Source organism: Burkholderia sp. YHN3-13, assembly GCF_055810675.1.
In genome coordinates, this window is record NZ_JBVVNQ010000005.1 from 165,238 (window position 1) to 181,782 (window position 16,545).

At 66.6% G+C, this 16,545-nt stretch carries 14 protein-coding genes; 7 read left to right on the forward strand and 7 right to left on the reverse strand.

What is annotated here, in order from left to right:
- Positions 1 to 27 precede the first annotated feature (27 nt).
- The 5 genes from AC0KUR_RS14770 to AC0KUR_RS14790 all read left to right on the forward strand — a co-directional run bounded on the left by AC0KUR_RS14770 (position 28) and on the right by AC0KUR_RS14790 (position 5,839).
- Complete coding sequence (locus tag AC0KUR_RS14770) at positions 28 to 1,338, forward strand: MFS transporter (protein WP_200086903.1); 1,311 nt, start codon at positions 28 to 30, stop codon at positions 1,336 to 1,338.
- Positions 1,339 to 1,466: 128 nt separating this feature from the next.
- Positions 1,467 to 2,900 carry an aminotransferase-like domain-containing protein gene (locus AC0KUR_RS14775; RefSeq protein WP_069704697.1) on the forward strand — a complete coding sequence of 478 codons (1,434 nt, stop codon included), beginning with the start codon at positions 1,467 to 1,469 and terminating at the stop codon, positions 2,898 to 2,900.
- Positions 2,901 to 3,001: 101 nt separating this feature from the next.
- Entirely contained in the window at positions 3,002 to 3,397 is a 396-nt protein-coding gene (locus AC0KUR_RS14780; protein WP_034191259.1) for a hypothetical protein, read from the forward strand.
- A gap of 205 nt (positions 3,398 to 3,602) precedes the next feature.
- On the forward strand, positions 3,603 to 5,387 hold the full coding sequence (locus AC0KUR_RS14785) for a nitrite/sulfite reductase (protein WP_226252210.1): 1,785 nt from the start codon (positions 3,603 to 3,605) through the stop codon (positions 5,385 to 5,387).
- A complete protein-coding gene (locus tag AC0KUR_RS14790) occupies positions 5,384 to 5,839 on the forward strand; it encodes a DUF934 domain-containing protein (RefSeq protein WP_034191257.1) in 456 nt (151 codons plus the stop codon). Before AC0KUR_RS14785 ends, AC0KUR_RS14790 begins: the two co-directional genes overlap by 4 nt.
- A 79-nt stretch (positions 5,840 to 5,918) precedes the next feature.
- Here the strand turns inward: AC0KUR_RS14790 and AC0KUR_RS14795 are convergent, their stop codons facing one another.
- From AC0KUR_RS14795 to AC0KUR_RS14825, 7 genes are all read right to left on the reverse strand, one after another.
- The gene (locus tag AC0KUR_RS14795) at positions 5,919 to 7,199 is read right to left on the reverse strand and encodes a virulence factor family protein (protein WP_059556607.1); all 1,281 of its coding nucleotides are present in this window, start codon (positions 7,197 to 7,199) and stop codon (positions 5,919 to 5,921) included.
- Positions 7,196 to 9,790: a bifunctional lysylphosphatidylglycerol flippase/synthetase MprF gene (gene mprF / locus AC0KUR_RS14800; protein ID WP_034191255.1), complete on the reverse strand. Its 2,595-nt coding sequence runs from the start codon at positions 9,788 to 9,790 to the stop codon at positions 7,196 to 7,198. Before mprF ends, AC0KUR_RS14795 begins: the two co-directional genes overlap by 4 nt.
- Before the next feature lie 494 nt (positions 9,791 to 10,284).
- On the reverse strand, positions 10,285 to 10,623 hold the full coding sequence (locus tag AC0KUR_RS14805; protein ID WP_034191254.1) for a DMT family transporter: 339 nt from the start codon (positions 10,621 to 10,623) through the stop codon (positions 10,285 to 10,287).
- Positions 10,620 to 11,810, reverse strand: coding sequence for a hypothetical protein (locus AC0KUR_RS14810; protein WP_473376096.1), 1,191 nt, complete (start codon positions 11,808 to 11,810; stop codon positions 10,620 to 10,622). The genes AC0KUR_RS14805 and AC0KUR_RS14810 overlap by 4 nt, the downstream gene beginning before the upstream one ends.
- Before the next feature lie 15 nt (positions 11,811 to 11,825).
- On the reverse strand, positions 11,826 to 13,265 hold the full coding sequence (locus tag AC0KUR_RS14815; RefSeq protein ID WP_034191649.1) for a UbiA family prenyltransferase: 1,440 nt from the start codon (positions 13,263 to 13,265) through the stop codon (positions 11,826 to 11,828).
- A gap of 516 nt (positions 13,266 to 13,781) precedes the next feature.
- Positions 13,782 to 14,216 carry a hypothetical protein gene (locus AC0KUR_RS14820; protein WP_301740982.1) on the reverse strand — a complete coding sequence of 145 codons (435 nt, stop codon included), beginning with the start codon at positions 14,214 to 14,216 and terminating at the stop codon, positions 13,782 to 13,784.
- Between the two features lie 83 nt (positions 14,217 to 14,299).
- The gene (locus tag AC0KUR_RS14825; RefSeq protein WP_034191251.1) at positions 14,300 to 15,214 is read right to left on the reverse strand and encodes a LysR family transcriptional regulator; all 915 of its coding nucleotides are present in this window, start codon (positions 15,212 to 15,214) and stop codon (positions 14,300 to 14,302) included.
- 95 nt (positions 15,215 to 15,309) lie between these two features.
- Between AC0KUR_RS14825 and AC0KUR_RS14830 the strand changes: the two genes are divergently transcribed.
- Positions 15,310 to 15,753, forward strand: coding sequence for a GlcG/HbpS family heme-binding protein (locus tag AC0KUR_RS14830; protein WP_069704690.1), 444 nt, complete (start codon positions 15,310 to 15,312; stop codon positions 15,751 to 15,753).
- Between the two features lie 4 nt (positions 15,754 to 15,757).
- Complete coding sequence (locus AC0KUR_RS14835; protein WP_034191249.1) at positions 15,758 to 16,534, forward strand: SDR family oxidoreductase; 777 nt, start codon at positions 15,758 to 15,760, stop codon at positions 16,532 to 16,534.
- The last annotated feature ends 11 nt before the right edge of the window (positions 16,535 to 16,545 follow it).

Here is a 16,545-nt window from a genome sequence, read left to right on the forward strand (position 1 = left end):
TCACGACATTCCGCACGGAGACACCGCATGCCACGCATCCGATGGGCCATGATCCTGATGTGCTTCCTGGCCAACGTCATCAACTTCATCGACCGCGCGAACCTCGCGATCGCCGCGCCCAGCATCCGCGCCGACCTCGGCCTCGACGCGGTCGGCATGGGGCTCGTGCTGAGCGCGTTCTTCTGGACCTATGCGTTCCTTCAACTGCCGGCCGGCTGGTTCATCGACAAGGTCGGCGTGCGCGTGAGCCTCGCGCTGGCCGTCGGCTGGTGGTCGGTGTTCACCGTCGCGACGGGGGCCGCGCGCGGCCTCGCGCAACTCGTGGGCGTACGGCTGATGCTCGGCGTCGGCGAAGCGGCCGCGATCCCGTCGTTCGCGAAGGTCGCGTTCAACTGGTTCCCGCGCAGCGAGCGCGGGCTCGCGAGCAGCATCTTCGACAGCGGCTCGCGTGTCGGCTCCGCGCTGTCGCTGCCGCTCGTCGCGTGGCTGATCTCGATCGTCGGCTGGCGCGGGTCGTTCGTGATCACGGGCGGCATCGGCATCGTGTGGGCACTCGCCTGGTGGTTCGTCTATCGCGACCCCGAACGCTACCGCGCGATCGCACCCGATGCCGTCGATGCGCTGCTCGCGCAACGCGGCGCACCGGCCGTTGCGGCCGCAACCGATGGCCCGACCGTATCGTGGCTCGACCTGTTCCGCTATCGCACCGTGTGGGGGATGATGATCGGCCTGTTCTGCCTGAACTTCGCGATCTACTTCTTCATCACGTGGTTCCCGAGCTACCTGCTGCAGTCGCGCGGCTTCTCGCTCGCGTCGCTCGGCACGTGGGGCATGCTGCCCGCGCTGCTCGCGATTCCCGGCGGCTGGCTCGGCGGCTACGTGTCGGACAGCCTGTTTCGCCGCGGCTGGAGCGCCACCGCCGCGCGCAAGACCTGCCTCGTGCTCGGGATGCTGCTGTCGTCGTCGATCGCCCTGTCCGCGCTCGTCGAAAACACGTGGGCGTGCCTCGGACTGTTCGCCCTCGCGTATGCCGGCCTGTCGTTCGCCGGCGCCAACGTGTGGACGCTCGTCGGCGAAATCGCGCCGACGCCCGCGCACGTCGCGTCGATCGGCGGCATCCAGAACTTCGCGGGCAATCTCGCGGGAATCTTCATCACGACCTTCACGGGCGTGATGCTGTCGATCACCAAGGGCTCGTTCGTCGTGCCGCTCGCGGCGGCCGGCGCGCTGTGCGTGGTCGGCGCGCTGTCGTACCTGTTCATCGTCGGCAAGGTCGAGCCGCTGCCGCCGCTGCGCGGCCGTGCGAACGGGCGGAATGCGGCGCCGAACGCGGCCTGACACTGCCGGAACGCGCGGCCGGTGCCCCGCGCTTTCCTTTTCGGGCCGCCCGTCGGACAATGGCCCGCGCCCGCCGGCGCGGCGCCACTCCGGCCCGCGCGCGGCGACGCCGCGCCCCGCCCACGCCGATGAAACGCTACGAAACCCTCGCCCATACGATCGCCGACGACATCCGCAACGGCAACCTTGCCGTCGGCACGCGCCTGCCGTCGCTGCGGCAGATCATCGCGCAGCACGGCGTGAGCCAGTCGACGGTGTTTCGCGCGTATTACCTGCTCGAACAGTGGGGCTTGATCCGTGCACGCGAACGCTCGGGCTATTACGTCGCGCCGGGCGCCACGCCGGCGGCGAACCCCGCCGCGAAGCGCCGCGCGAGCCGCGCCGGCGCCACACGCAAGGTCGACATCAGCAGCCTCGTGTTCTCCGTCCTCGACGCGGCCACGCAGCCCGGCATCGTGCCGCTCGGTTCCGCGTTCCCCGCGCCGCAGCTGTTTCCGCTGCCGCGCCTGGCGAAGTCGCTCGCGCAGGCCACGCGGCTCGTGAGCCCGTGGAGCACGGTCGTCGACCTGCCGCCCGGCAACGAGGCGCTGCGCCAGCAGATCGCGCGCCGCTATCTCGCCACCGGCATCTCGCAGCCGATCGACGAGATCGTCGTCACGAACGGCGCGCTCGAGGCGCTGAACCTGTGCCTGATGGCCGTGACGCGGCCCGGCGACGTCGTCGCGGTCGAAGCGCCCGGGTTCTATGCGGCGCTGCAGGCGATCGAACGGCTCGACCTGCGCGCGGTCGAGATTCCCGTCGATCCGCATACGGGCCTCGATCTCGATGCGCTGGCAAACGCGCTCGACCGGCACGCCATCCGCGCGTGCTGGTTCATGACCAATTTCCAGAATCCGACCGGCGTCACGCTGTCCGCCGAAAAGAAGCGTGCGCTCGTCGACCTGCTCGCGGCGCGCGAGGTGCCGCTGATCGAGGACGACGTGTACGGCGAGCTGCATTTCGGCCCCGACTATCCGCTGCCCGCGCGCGCGTTCGATCGACACGGCCTGGTGATGCACTGCAGCTCGTTCTCGAAGACCCTCGCGCCCGGCTACCGGATCGGCTGGGCCGCCGCCGGCCGCTTCGCCGAGAAGGTGCAGCGGCTCAAGCTGATGACGACGCTGTCGGCCAGCATTCCCGCGCAGGCCGGCATCGCGAACTATCTCGAGCACGGCGGCTACGACCGCCACCTGCGCAAGCTGCGCGGCGCGCTGCACGCTCAGCTCGACCGGATGGACGACGCGTTGCGGCGCTGGCTGCCGCCCGGCGTCGAATGGGTGCGGCCCGACGGCGGATACTTCCTGTGGCTCGCGTTTCCCGACGCGATCGACGCGATGGAGTTGCACCGCCAGGCGATCGCTCGCGGCATCAGCGTCGCGCCGGGACCGCTGTTTTCGGCCGCGCACGGCTTCGAGCGCTGCGTGCGCGTGAACTTCGGCCATCCGTGGAGCCGCGACATCGAACGTGCGATCCGCGTGCTCGGCGAACTGGTCGCGCAGCCGCCGGTCCGCAAGGCAGGCTGATCGTTCACGGTACGCGCGGTGCATGCCGCGCGCATCGCGGCCATGCAGGCAATCCGCGCGCGGGTTACATTGCGGATCCCGCCGCACCTTCACGATCTCCCATGAGCCAACTGCCTTACCTCGATCACGCCGCCCTGTTGAAACTGACGGCCGAAGCGGCGCACGTCACGCAATCGTGCACGTGCACGAAGACGTCGCTCGCCGGATGGACGACCCTGCCGCTGTCGCTGCAGGATGCGCAACTGACCGAAATCGCCACGCTCGTGCCGCCCGGCGACGCCGAGCCGACCTATGCGGAGCATCACCCGGCCGGCACGCGCTACGCGTCGGACGACGCACCGATCGCCCTGCGCCATTTCCCGTACAACCGCTGCAGCGTCAGCCGCTGCCGCTCGTGCGGCCGCTTGTTCCTGCGCTATCAAGAAGGCGGCGGCTACTTCATCGACCAGCGCATCCGCGCGCTCGATCCGGCGCTCGTCGTCGACGCCAGCGTTTGATCGCGCCGCGGGCATGGCCGCATGCCCGGTCTCCCGCGCCGGCGCCTGCGTGTCGCCCACCATCTGCTGCGCCTTTTTCGTCCCGTTCTGCTGCTTGTCCCGCCGCACCGCGTTCCCTACGCTGTCTCCCGTTGCCTGACATCCGTCGCAACGCCTGTCCGAGCCGCGCGCAATCCGCGCCGCGGCGCTTCTCGCGTATCACGTCATGTACCGATATACCGATTTCGACCGGGCGCTCGTGCACAGCCGCGCCGCCCAGTTCCGCGACCAGCTCGAGCGCTGGCAGCACGGCACGCTGAGCGAAGACGCGTTCCGGCCGCTGCGGCTGCAGAACGGCTGGTATGTGCAACGCCACGCGCCGATGCTGCGCGTCGCCGTGCCGTACGGCGAGCTGTCGAGCGCGCAGCTTCGCGTGCTGGCGCGAATCGCGCGCGACTACGACGTGCCCGACGACGCCACCTACCGCGCCGCATGCGACGCGCAGGCGCTGCTCGGCACGTTGCGCCTGCCGACCCGCAGCGCGCACTTCACGACACGCACCAACGTGCAGTTCAACTGGATTCCGCTCGCGAAGGCGGCCGACGTGATGGACCTGCTCGCGACCGTCGACATGCACGGCATCCAGACGAGCGGCAACTGCATCCGCAACATCTCGTGCGACGAGCGCGCGGGCGTCGCGCCGGACGAGATCGCCGATCCGCGCCCGTTCGCCGAAGTGATGCGCCAGTGGACGACGCTGCATCCCGAATTCGCATTCCTGCCGCGCAAGTTCAAGATCGCGATCACCGGTGCGACCGAAGACCGCGCGGCAACCGACTGGCACGACGTCGGGTTGCAGCTCGTGCGCGACGACGCGGGCGAACTCGGCTTTCGCGTCAGCGTCGGCGGCGGAATGGGCCGCACGCCGATGATCGCGACGCTGCTGCGCGCGTTCCTGCCTTGGCAACACGTGATGAACTACATCGAGGCGATCGTCCGCGTGTACAACCGCTACGGGCGCCGCGACAACAAGTACAAGGCACGCATCAAGATCCTCGTGAAGACCGAGGGGCAGCGCTACATCGACGACGTCGAGGAAGAGTTCCGCCAGATCGTCGTCCTCGACGGCGGCCCGCACACGATCCCGCAGGCCGAATTCGATCGCGTGGCCGCGTCGTTCGTCCCGCCGCGGCTCAAGCCCCGCACGCTCGATCTCGCCGGCGCGCAGGCACGCGTATCCGCACAGGCGGCCCGTCATCCGGCGTTCGCGCGCTGGCTCGCCCGCAATGTCGCCGCGCATCGCGATCCGGCGCTGCGCATCGTCACGTTGTCGTTCAAGCGCCGCCTGCAGGCCCCGGGCGACGCCTCGCCGGACCAGCTCGACGCGCTCGCCGATCTCGCCGACCGCTTCTCGGCCGGCGAGGCGCGCGTCACGCACACGCAGAACGTCGTGCTGCCGTGGGTGCATGTCGACGATCTGTTCCTGCTGTGGGAAAACGCCCGTGCGATCGGGCTGGCGAGCGCGAACGTCGGGCTGCTGACCGACATGATCGCGTGCCCGGGCGGCGATTTCTGCGCGCTGGCGAACGCGCGCTCGATCCCGATCGCCGACGCGATCACCGAGCGCTTCCAGGATCTCGACCTGCTGCACGACATCGGCGACCTCGACCTGCACATCAGCGGCTGCATCAATTCGTGCGGCCATCATCACAGCGGCCACCTCGGCATCCTTGGCGTCGACAAGGACGGCGCGGAGTGGTACCAGGTGACGCTCGGCGGGTCGGACGGCTCCGCCGCGAGCGGCCCAGCGCGGCCGGGCAAGGTGATCGGTCCGTCGTTCTCGGCGGACGAGATCGTCGATGTCGTCGATGCGATCGTCGGCGCGTACCTCGACGCGCGGATCGACACGAACGGCCGCAGCGAACGATTCATCGACACCGTGCGCCGCATCGGCGCGGAACCCTTCAAGGCCGCCGCGAACGACGCGCGCCACCGGGCGGAGCACGCATGAACCAGGAAACCTCCATCGCACACGCACGCATCCGCCTGCTGACGCCGGCCGACCACGCCGAAGACACGCAGCCGCACGACGACGCGACGCTGACGATCGGCAACGACGAGGAACTGGCGCCGCTCGCCGCGCAAATCGCGCAAGCCGCCCGCATCGACCTGCAGTTTCCGTCGTTCACGGACGGACGCGCGTACAGCCAGGCGTACCTGCTGCGCAAGCGCTTCGGCTTCGCCGGCGACCTGCGCGCGACCGGCGAGGTGCTGGTCGACCAGTTGTTGCTGATGGAACGCACGGGGTTTTCGAGCGCGGTGCTCGCCGACGACACCGAAATCGCGGCCGCACGGCGGCAACTCGACCGGTTCCCGGGCTTTTATCAGCGCGACGCGAGAACGGCCACGCCGCCGCACGACACGGCGGCGACAGCGGCGACGGCGGCAGCGGCCGGAAAATGAAACGGGCGGCACGCTGGCCGCCCGTACGATGAACCGGCAGGATTCCGGCCGGTGCCCGCGGCAACGCGGGCGCCAGCGTTCAGCGCGCCGCCACCGGCTTGCCGAACCCGCCGAGAATCTTCTTCTCGAGCGCGATGTAGTCGCGGCCGAAGTGGTGATCGCCCTGCGTCTTGATCACGTCGGCGCCCGTGTTCGCGAGCGCCGGGCACATCGTGTCCTTCTCTTCCGCGCCGTAGAAGCACTGCACGAGCTGCGGCGGCACCTTCGCGATTTCCGGCGCGACCTTCAGCGCCTTGTCGCTCGCGGGCATCCCGAGCCAGCCCGTCACGCGGATCTGGAAATCGGCGGACGGCGCAAAGCCGAGCAGCGACATCACCGCGACCTTGTCGCGCAGGTCGGCCGGCAGCCGGTTGTACGCGAACGGCATCACGTCGGCGCCGAACGAGTAGCCGACCAGCGCCACGCGGCTTGCATGCCAGCGCGCCATGTACGTGCGCATCACGCGTGCGAGATCGCGGCTCACTTGCGCGGGCGGCTTCTCGCTCCAGAAATAACGCAGGCTGTCGATGCCGACCACCGACACGCCGTCGCGCTGCAACGCCTCGGCGATCGTCTTGTCGAGATCGCGCCAGCCGCCGTCGCCCGAGATCACGATCGCCAGCCGGTCACTGCCGCCCTTGGCCGGCAGTTCGACGAGCGGCAGATCCGACACGTCGAGTTCATCGCCGCTGCCGCTGTCGCGCAGGTGCGACGTGACGAGCGAGACCAGCTTCGTGTTGTCGCCCGCGGCCGCCGTTTCGACGAAGCCCGGCATCGCGCGGCGCACGATCGTCGGATCGGGCGGGCACGGCTTGAAGCGCGGATCGAGCTTCGCGGCCGGGGCGACCGACACGACGCCGGCGATCGTGTTCTCCGGCGCCATCGACAGGATCTGCTTCGCGATCGCGCCGCCCTGGCCCACGCCCGCGACGATCGGCGTGAAATAACGCGACGACTGCGCGAGACGTTCGAGCTGATGGCTGACCGCCTCGGCGTCGCCGTCGAGGTGGTGGCAGGTCTCCTGCTTCGCGGCGAGATTCATCGCGTAGCGCTCGGTATCGACGCCGACCGTCATCGCACCGGCTTTCGCGAGCGCGTCGGCCGCCTGCTGATCGGCGGCATTCCAGCCGGCCTCACGCGAGAACAGCACGACGAATCCGCGCAGCGGCCCGCTCGGTTTGGTCACGGTAACGGGCCCATAACGGCCGCCCGACACGGTTTCGGCTTTCACGGCGGCCGGCTGCGTGGCGCACGCGGCGCCGGCCAGCATCATTCCCGCGCAGGCGGCTGCCGCCCGCGCGATTCCCTTCTTCAAACTCATGAGCGCCGACCTCCAGCCAGCAATGACAGATCCGCCAGCGTGACGAACACGCCGACCGAGCCCGAGGCCGCGAGATAACGCGGCTCCCAGTGCGGTTCGAACTTGCTCTTGAAAGCGCGCAAGCCGCGGAAGTTGTAGAAGCGGCCGCCGAAGCGCCAGACCATCAGGCCGAGCCGGTGCCACGGCGACGGCATCTTCGCCGCCCCCATTCCCGAGAACGGCGCGATGCCCAGGCTCAGCTTGCGGAAACCCGCTTCCTTCAGATGCAGCGCGAGCTGCGTGAACAGATACTCCATCGCGTACGGCGACGCGTCCGGCAGATGGCGCATCACGCCGACCGTCGCCTCGGTATTGAGATCGGTCGTCATGAACGTGACGAACGCGATCGGCTTGTCGGCCTGCCGCACGAGCATCACCGACTGCGTCGCGAGATAGCCGTCGTGGAACGCGGCCACCGAGAAGCTTTTCTCGCGCGCATCGCGGCTATCGAGCCAGCCGTCGGAAATGTCGCGCAGCGCCGGCAGCGCGGCCGGCACGTCGCCCGGCGCGATCACCTCGACCGTCAGCGCGTCCTTGTCGCCGCGGCGCAGCGCGTAGCGCAGGTGGGAGCGGTTCGAACCCTTCAGGTCGAACCGGTCGAGCGCGATATGCGCTTCCTCGCCGAGTTTCATCAGCGTGAGGCCCGCGTCGAGATACAGCGGCAGCGCGTTCGCGCGCACCTGGTAGAACGCCGCGCGGCCGCTGTGCGCGTGTGCGAGCGCGATGAACTTGCTGATCAGCGCCGGCCATTCTTCACGCGGCCCGACCGGGTCGTGCAGCGCGGCCCACGTGCGGCCGTTCTTCGCGTACATCAGGAACGCGCGGCGCGATTCGGAAAACAGGAAGGACTTGTCGCCCATCAGCGCGAGGCCCGCGTCGCTGCATTCCTGCGCGCGGATGATCTGCTCCGCGTCGATCAGGTCCTGCTCCGCGGGTTTCACGAAACGCCCGGGCGCCGGACGCAGCAGTTGCCACAGCGCGAACAGCGCAACGAACACGCCGGCCGCGAGCGTCGCGCGCAGCGCGCGCGGCGCACGCGCATCGAAAGAGAAATGCGACCACAGCTCGCGCGTGTACGGTACGTCGCGGAACGCGAAGAACAGCACCCACACGGCCAGCATCAGCACCATCGTCACCGACACGAACCAGCTCACCGTGAAGCGCTCGGCGAGCAGCGACGAATGACGGTTGAAGCGTCGGCGGCTGACGAGCAGCAGCACGAGCAGCGTGCCGAGCACGCCGGCCTCGACGAACGCGAGACCCTTCGCGAGCGACAGCGCGAGGCTCGCGAGCGTCAACGCGAAGGTCATCCACCATGCGCCGTCGAGCCGCCGCAGCAGCCCGCGCGCGACGAACAGCAGCGCGACGCCGAGCACGCTGCAGATCACCTGCGAGCCTTCGAGCACCCACAACGGCACGATATGACGCAGGATCGCGATCCGATGCCAGAACGCCGGCGTCGCGCTCGAGATCACCAGCATCCCGCCGACCGCGAACGTCACGAGGCTCAGGAACACCGGTGCGAGCTGCGACACGCGCACGGCCTGCCGCGTGACGAGCCGGCGCCGCAGCGCGCGGCCCTCGAAACCGGCCAGCAGGCCGGCCGACAGCACGAGCGGCACGCCGAAATAGATCGCGCGATAGGCAATCAGCGCGGCGACCATCGCGTGCGCGGGCACTTCGCGGCCGAGCGTGAACACCATCGCGGCTTCGAACACGCCGATCCCGCCCGGCGTATGGCCGATCATCCCGAGCAGCAAGGCGGCCGCGTAGACGGTGATGAAGGTCGGGAAACCGACCGGCGCGGCCGGCAGCAGCACCCACAGCGTCAGGCCTGCCGCGACGACGTCGAGCACCGCGTAGACGACCTGCGCGACGAGATCGCGCCGCGCGGGCACGTCGAACGACAGCCACTTGAAGCGCGTGACGACCGGGCGCGCGGTGTGGCCGCACATCGCGACCATCACGGCCAGCACCACGAGCAGCGCGGCGCCGGTCCACGTGAGCACGCCGGGCGCCACGTGCAGCATCGCGGCAAGCGCCTCCGGCACGCAGACCATGCCGACCGCCGTCATCAGCACCATCGCGAGCGCCAGCGTGCCGCTCGTGAAGACGGTCATCCGGCCGATCTGCGCGGGCGTCACGCCCGATACGCCGTACACGCGCGCGCGGACCGCGCCGCCCGTCAGTGCGCCGAAACCGGTTGCGTTACCGAGCGCGGAGCCGGCGATCGCGCCGATCCACAGCGCGACGCGCGGTACTTTCGCGGCGACATAGCGCAGGCCGACCGCGTCGCGGGCGACGAGCGCGAGATAACTGAGGGCCGTCGCGGCGAGCGACGCGCCCCACTCGCCGGCGGACAGGTGACGCAGTTGGCGGATCACCGACCGGTAGTCGACGGATTCCGACAGGTGCTGGAAAACCACGATCAGCAGCAGGCCGATGCCGAGCGCGAGCAGCGGCGACAGCACGCGCTCGTTGCGGATCAACGCCCGGGCACGGGCGATCACCGCCGCGGCGCGGCCGGGCGAACCAGAGTGGCGGGAAGACATAAATTGTTCAGTGGTGGTGCATAGCGTGTCGCGGCGCAGGCAAGCCAAGCGGCGACGTATCTGGTTGTTCTGCGTGGGCGGTCGGCCGAAGACGGGGCCCGGCGGCGCCTGGATCAGAACTTACGAGTATACGGAATTTATATTACAGAATCTTTCAGGTTCGCATTGTGCGCTTTTGTGACTCGCCGGGCGAGCTGACAACACATAAAAATCGTGCACCGCACAAACGCAAGGTGCGCATCATACCGGGAACACGGGCAGTTTTTTCATCGGATGAATGACTTGTGATGCATTTGGGAAAAATCCGCCGGACGGGGCGCGGAGGGCGAGGACGAATTTGTCGGGGAGTGGGCGCTGCTGAAACGGGGCCGGGTCATCTGACGTGCCGCCCGTCGCTTGAAAGGTTGCAATCCCGGCTTCGACGATTGGCCGGTGATGCAGTCTGGACCACGTGGCGACAACGGTGGTACCCCGAACGCCAGGCCATTTATGATTTACGCGTAACGCGTGACCATCCAGACACCGATCAGGATGACCAGTGCACCGACTGCCTGCATCGGTCGCAACAGATGCTCATGCAGCGCCGTGAACCCCAGCACGACGAGCATCGAGATCGCAACCATGGTCGGATACGCAACGCCGAGCGAAGTCTTGCGCAGAGCGACCGCGTAGAGCACGAACCCAATACCATAAGCCCCTACCGCCGCGCCGCGCACCATCCACGGCAATACGCTCGACTCGCCAAGCGCAATCCCCTTGAGCGCCGCCACTCTGAGCAGCAGGCTGGCCAGCCCGCCGAAAGCACCACTCGCGATCACAATCAGCCAATTCATCTCGCGACCTCCGTCACCGTGGCAACGTCGGGCCGACGACCGGACCGGACACGAACGCCGTCCGGCTCGCCGGCGCCCCCGCCAAAGATCGCATTGAACCGATTCGCGCCATGGAGAGCGATCAACACGATCGCAGGAAAGACGACCGAGAAGTTTCGCGCCTCGTCCCGATAACCGAAAAAGCAGAACAGCAGCAGCACCGGAAGGAACGCCGCAAGGAAGTAAGCTCGATAACGTGCGGGCGTCGCTCGCCAAGCCGCCCGGAAGAACACCGCAAGCGGCACGAGCATCAACGGGTTTTCCAGGCTCGGCGTAAAAATTCCCTTGCCGACGAGGTTATAGAACGACAAGTAGGACACCGGATTCAGCCAGAACTTAAGGTTGTCCCATATATGATATTCAACGAAGCCGCCCGCGTTCCCGCCATAACCGCTCATGATGAAATGCCGGGTCACCGCGCAAATGCCCAATTGCACAACCAGCCATGCAACGCGCCTCGACAACGCGACGTCGCGTTCATGCAGGAAGAAAAATGCGAGCGGAACCAGGAAGAACGTCTCCTTGTTCAGCGAGAAAACGGCAATCGTCAGCGTGCAAGCCAGCAGGCGCTTCGTCAATACGAAGTAGCACGCCGCCAGCACACCCAGGAGTTCGAAGAAATCGTAGTAGTAGCCGCCCTGCTGAAATGTGAGCGGGTAAACGAAACTGAACGCCGCCAGAAATCCGACGGAATGCCCGAAGCTCAACCCATGCAGCCGGGCCAGCCTGTACACCATCCACAGCGCCAGCAGCGTCGACAGTACGATCGCAATGTAGGTCAGGTGATAGACAAGCGCCACGACCGGTGTCCAATACTTGTCCGGCACGTTCGTGAAATAGGCGTTGCGCAGCGAATCATGGCGGATGATCGATTTGAACAGCTTGTCCTGCCTGGCTTGCCCGAGGCGTTCGACCATCCATTTCGCGGCTTTCGGAAATGATGAACGATAGACAAAGGGTTTCGGCGCATCGCCGTTCATCATTCCCACGAGACTGTAGCTCGTTGCAAAATCGCCTTTCTGATCGTCACGGAACCCCCACTTCAACAACATGCTGTTGGTGATGTTACCGGCGCACACGAAGAGCAACACGTAGACGATGGCGAAGCGGCAGAATGCCCGCACGCGGTTTCGGTTCATTTCCGTCATAGGGATCCGCGCTACTTACAGCACGGGCAGAAAGTGAGCAGCCAGCACGAGCGCCACCATGACGCAAAGCATGCCGAGACTACCCCGGTTTTCGAGAATATGGACGATTGGATCGTCGTGCATCGCGCCACGCACCGTTGCGATCCAAAGTCGGCCGAACAAGTAGATCAGGCCGATCTGAACGAACCAGAGCAGATGGGGAATCGTGTAACGGGCGGCCGTTTCAGGCGCATTGATAAACAAGCCGAACACGACCACCGCGGCAAGCGACGCGCCGATCCCGAACGGCCAGAGTACTTCGAGATCACTTACACGATAGTCACGGCCCGCCGATACGGGTTTTCCGTTCTGGCGGAGGAACACCAGTTCCGAGCAACGCTTCACGAGCGCCAGGCTGAGAAAGGCAAACACGGAAAACGCGAGAAGCCAGCGGCTGACCTGGATTTCAGCTGCAACCGCTCCCGCGACGATCCGGTGCGTATACAGCAGCGACAACGCCACCACATCGAGCAGCACGACGGATTTCAGGCTCCAGCTGTATGCGGTCGTCAATATCAGATACAGCACGAACATTCCCGCAAACTCGGACGACACCGCGAATGCCAATGCAAGCGCGATCACGAGCAGTAGCGCGGCACCCCCGATACCTTGGGCGATCGACAACGTGCCGTTCGCGAACGCACGATTGCGCTTGCGCGGATGGCGCCGGTCGTTGTCCAGATCCCACAGATCGTTGGCAATGTACGTTGCGGATGCCCCCAGTGACATCGACAGAAACGCGAGCACGAGCGTGGCAACCTTGGCGACGTCAAAGAATGCAAAGGCCGTCAACAGCGGGACGAACAGCAGCAGGTTCTTCAACCATTGATGGACTCGCAACGCCTTGCACCAGGTCAGGAACCCGACAGGCTCGTTCGGAAACTCGCGTTCGACTGGAATGTTGCTCCGGACGTCCGCGGCAATACCGGGGGCGACGCCCGCCAGAATGGCGCCCTTCGCATTCGCCCAGATCGGGATGTCGGCCTTGCTGTCTCCGGCGTAGACGAAATCGTCGCCGACTTGTTGACGAATGCCGGCAAGCTTCGTCTCGCTTTTCAGGTTCGTATCGCCATGGGTTGCAATGACGAGGTCGAACAAACCGAGATGAGCATCCACCTGCTCGGCAATCGAACGATGGGCCGCCGTTGCCAGCACGATCTTGCGACCACTTTTACGCTCGTGGGCCAGATAATCGACAAGCGACTCGCGGTAGGGAAGCGTCTCGGCCCGAAAACCAACCTGTTCCGCGACCTTGCCCTTGAATGCAGCGCGGCCGCCCACGAGCCAGAAAGGCAATTTCAGCAGGTTTGCAGGTTGATGCTTGACGACGCGTATCACGGATTCCATCAAGGTATCCGACGTCGTCAGCGTGCCGTCGAGATCGACGACAAGCGGCAATTTTCTGGTCTCTCGCATCATGTGTGATTCATTTCCGTTTGACATCGACGCCAAACTGGTCAATCCGTTCCTTGCGCCAAATTTATCGGCAGAAAGCGATATCGGCGTTCTTTTTTATTTACACCAGCCCCGACTTCATTGTGAATACTTTTCAAATCGCGGGATCTTACCAGAAAACGGGGTCCGATAAGCCGAACCCGCAACAATACGACCACTTTTGTCCCGTGTCGCCCTTGTCCGCATGATCGCGTCAGCTACAGACGCCCCCACTCACGATAACGTGACGGGCGGCAGGCAGCCATTTCTATTATTTTTTAAAGAATGTCACCAAATGGCGACTCTCTCCAAAACATTCCACGTTATTCCGTCACGCTCAATGCGCAATGCATTTACGAAGACACATAATCCCCCGGCTCCCTCCAGGACAAAATCGAAAGGCACTCGCCTCAATTCTGTTCCGGCCATTTCCCGGCTGAATTTCGACACGGTCGATACCGGACGATATCGCGGGACCATGACACGCCGGATCACGCTTCACCTCCCCCGCTCACGCTCCCCCAACGCGATTGCCTTGTAGTCGTAAGTCGGATAGAACTCCGTCCGATAGGCGCCCCACGCCGTATCCTCGAGCACGCGATTGACCTCGCGCAGCCGCGACGCCGGCAGCCGCAGCACGACGATCTGCCCGATCCCCATCGTCACGGTCCAGCTCACCACTTCGACGCCCGGCGGCGGAAACGCCTTGTAGAACCCCTGCTTCGCGAGTTGCGCATTCAGCTCGGCGAGCGGGCGCGCCTGGTCGTGTTTCAGGAAAACCGTCAGGAGTATCGCGTTATCCGGCGTCGCAGCGGCCGAGCCCGCCGGCACGGTCGACGTCTGGCCGACGGCCGGCGCGCTACCGGTCGCGGCACCGGCCAGCGCTGCGGCGATCACAAGGGTTCGAATCGGGAAAAACCGGGCTGCCGTCATGACGCGACTCCGTGGCTTCGTGGCTGGAGCCGCCATCATGCGCCGCCTCGGCCAGCGCTGCAGTCAGCCGGCCGCTGCGGCGATCACGCCGCGTCCGCGCCGTCGCGCTCGCGCAACACGTCGATGAGCGCGCGCAGCTTGGCCGGCACGTGCTTGCGATTCACGTAGTACAGCCACATCGGCGGCAGTGTGCGGCACACGCCCGGCAGCACCTCGACGAGCGAGCCATCAAGCAGATCCTGCTCGATGCGCTCGCGCATGAACGCGAATGCAATGCCGACACCCGCGCGCGCCGCATCGATCACCGCGTCGGCATCGTTCGTCACGAACACGCCGTCCGGATCGAGGTCGACGTCGCGCGGCCCGTCTTGCAGCAGCCATTTGTGCAGGCGTCCGCTTTCCGAGAAACGGAACCGGATGCACGCATGACGCCCGAGCGCCGCAATCGACGCCGGCACGCCATGCCGTGCCAGATAACCGGGCGACGCGACCAACGCACACGTCAGCGCCGGCGCGATGCGCACGCCGATCATGCCCGGCTGCAACCGGTCGGCCAGCCGGATTCCCGCATCGAACCCGTCCTTCGCGATGTCGACCAGTTCGTTCTCGTAGCGGATCTCGAGCCGGACTTTCGGAAAACGCTCGCGAAACGTGGCGAGTACGGGCGCGATCACGAGCGAGCGCGCCAGCGGCAGCGCGGTCACGCGCAACACGCCGCTCGGCTCGCTGCGCGCGTCCTTCAGCTCGTCGCGCGCCTGCATGACCTGCCGGTACGCGGGCTCCGTCTGCCGCCAGTAGCGCTGCCCGGCTTCCGTCAGGCTCACGCCGCGGGTGCTGCGGTTGAACAGCTTCACGTTCAGCTCGCCCTCGAGCTGCCCGATCGCGAGACTGACGGCAGCCGGCGTCAAGCCGAGCGCGGCGGCGGCCCGCGTGAAGTTGCCGGCCGTCGCGACGGTCATGAACACGTGCAGCCCGGCCATCGGATCGCGTCTGCCCATCATTAGAAAAACTTGAAACTCTTTCGAGCGGAATGCGGATTCTCCCATATACCGCAACTGCCTACACTGACGCTGTCGTCTCACCGGAGCTTCGCATGTCACCCGTTACCGCCGCGCTGCCGCTCGCAGCCGCCCGTCACGCGATCGATGCGGCCCTCGCGCACGCCGCGTCGCTGCAGGTCGACGGCGTCGCCATCGCCATCGTCGATGCCGGTGCAAACCTGCTCGCCTTCGTGCGCACCGACGATTGCTTCCTCGGCGCGATCGATCTCGCGCAGCGCAAGGCGCTGACGGCAGTCCGCTTCCGTGCGTCGACCGATGCGCTCGGCGCGATGTCGGGCGACGGTCCGCTGCACGGCATCGAGCACAGTCACGGCGGGCTCGTCACGTTCGGCGGCGGCGAACCGCTGATCGACGGCAACGGGCGCTGCGTCGGCGCGATCGGCGTCTCGGGCGGCAGCGTCGATGAAGACACCGCGATCGCGCGACACGGCCGCGACCGCTTTCCGGCAACGCTCCACCTCCCAACCACAGGGTAAGCCCATGACACAGAAGCGCATCCTCATCACCGGCGCAGGCACCGGGTTCGGCCGCGAGGTCGCCTTACGGCTCGCCGCGCGCGGTCACGACGTGACGGCCGGCGTTCGCGTCACCGCCGAAATCGACGCACTGACGGCCGCCGCCGCGCAACGCGGCGCCGCGTTGCGCGCGATCAAGCTCGACGTCACGTCGGCGCACGATCGCGCCCGCGCGGCGGAACTCGACATCGACGTGCTCGTAAACAACGCGGGCGTCGGCGAGGCCGGTGCGCTCGTCGACCTGCCGGTCGAGATCGTCCGCGAGCTGTTCGACGTGAACGTGTTCGGTCCGCTCGAACTCACGCAGCAGATCGCGCGCGGCATGCTCGCGCGCGGGCACGGCAAGATCGTGTTCGTGTCGTCGATCGCGGGCCTGATCACGGGGCCGTTCACGGGTGCGTATTGCGCGTCGAAGCACGCGGTCGAAGCGGTGGCCGAGGCGATGCAGGCGGAACTGGCGCCGCACGGGATCCGCGTCGCGGTCGTGAACCCCGGCCCGTACCGCACGGGCTTCAACGACCGGATGATGGAAACGACGCGGCGCTGGCGCGATCCCGCCGTGCATACCGTGACGCCCGAGCGGCTGACGTTCCCGCTCGAACAGCACGACCCGGAGGAAATGATCGCGAAGATGGTCGACGTGATCGACAGCGACGGCGGCGCGTTCCGCAACCTGCTGCCGGAATCGTCGGAAGCATTCGTACGCGCCGAACAGGCGCGCGCATGGGAACGGCAGCAATGACGAGCCGGGCG

Bases quoted from the DNA above. Each gene is read 5' to 3' on its own strand.
- AC0KUR_RS14770 (WP_200086903.1), top strand. From the start codon at position 28: ATGCCACGCATCCGATGGGCCATGATCCTGATGTGCTTCCTGGCCAAC.
- AC0KUR_RS14775 (WP_069704697.1), top strand. From the start codon at position 1,467: ATGAAACGCTACGAAACCCTCGCCCATACGATCGCCGACGACATCCGC.
- AC0KUR_RS14780 (WP_034191259.1), top strand. From the start codon at position 3,002: ATGAGCCAACTGCCTTACCTCGATCACGCCGCCCTGTTGAAACTGACG.
- AC0KUR_RS14785 (WP_226252210.1), top strand. From the start codon at position 3,603: ATGTACCGATATACCGATTTCGACCGGGCGCTCGTGCACAGCCGCGCC.
- AC0KUR_RS14790 (WP_034191257.1), top strand. From the start codon at position 5,384: ATGAACCAGGAAACCTCCATCGCACACGCACGCATCCGCCTGCTGACG.
- AC0KUR_RS14795 (WP_059556607.1), bottom strand. From the start codon at position 7,199: ATGAGTTTGAAGAAGGGAATCGCGCGGGCGGCAGCCGCCTGCGCGGGA.
- mprF (WP_034191255.1), bottom strand. From the start codon at position 9,790: ATGTCTTCCCGCCACTCTGGTTCGCCCGGCCGCGCCGCGGCGGTGATC.
- AC0KUR_RS14805 (WP_034191254.1), bottom strand. From the start codon at position 10,623: ATGAATTGGCTGATTGTGATCGCGAGTGGTGCTTTCGGCGGGCTGGCC.
- AC0KUR_RS14810 (WP_473376096.1), bottom strand. From the start codon at position 11,810: ATGACGGAAATGAACCGAAACCGCGTGCGGGCATTCTGCCGCTTCGCC.
- AC0KUR_RS14815 (WP_034191649.1), bottom strand. From the start codon at position 13,265: ATGCGAGAGACCAGAAAATTGCCGCTTGTCGTCGATCTCGACGGCACG.
- AC0KUR_RS14820 (WP_301740982.1), bottom strand. From the start codon at position 14,216: ATGACGGCAGCCCGGTTTTTCCCGATTCGAACCCTTGTGATCGCCGCA.
- AC0KUR_RS14825 (WP_034191251.1), bottom strand. From the start codon at position 15,214: ATGGGCAGACGCGATCCGATGGCCGGGCTGCACGTGTTCATGACCGTC.
- AC0KUR_RS14830 (WP_069704690.1), top strand. From the start codon at position 15,310: ATGTCACCCGTTACCGCCGCGCTGCCGCTCGCAGCCGCCCGTCACGCG.
- AC0KUR_RS14835 (WP_034191249.1), top strand. From the start codon at position 15,758: ATGACACAGAAGCGCATCCTCATCACCGGCGCAGGCACCGGGTTCGGC.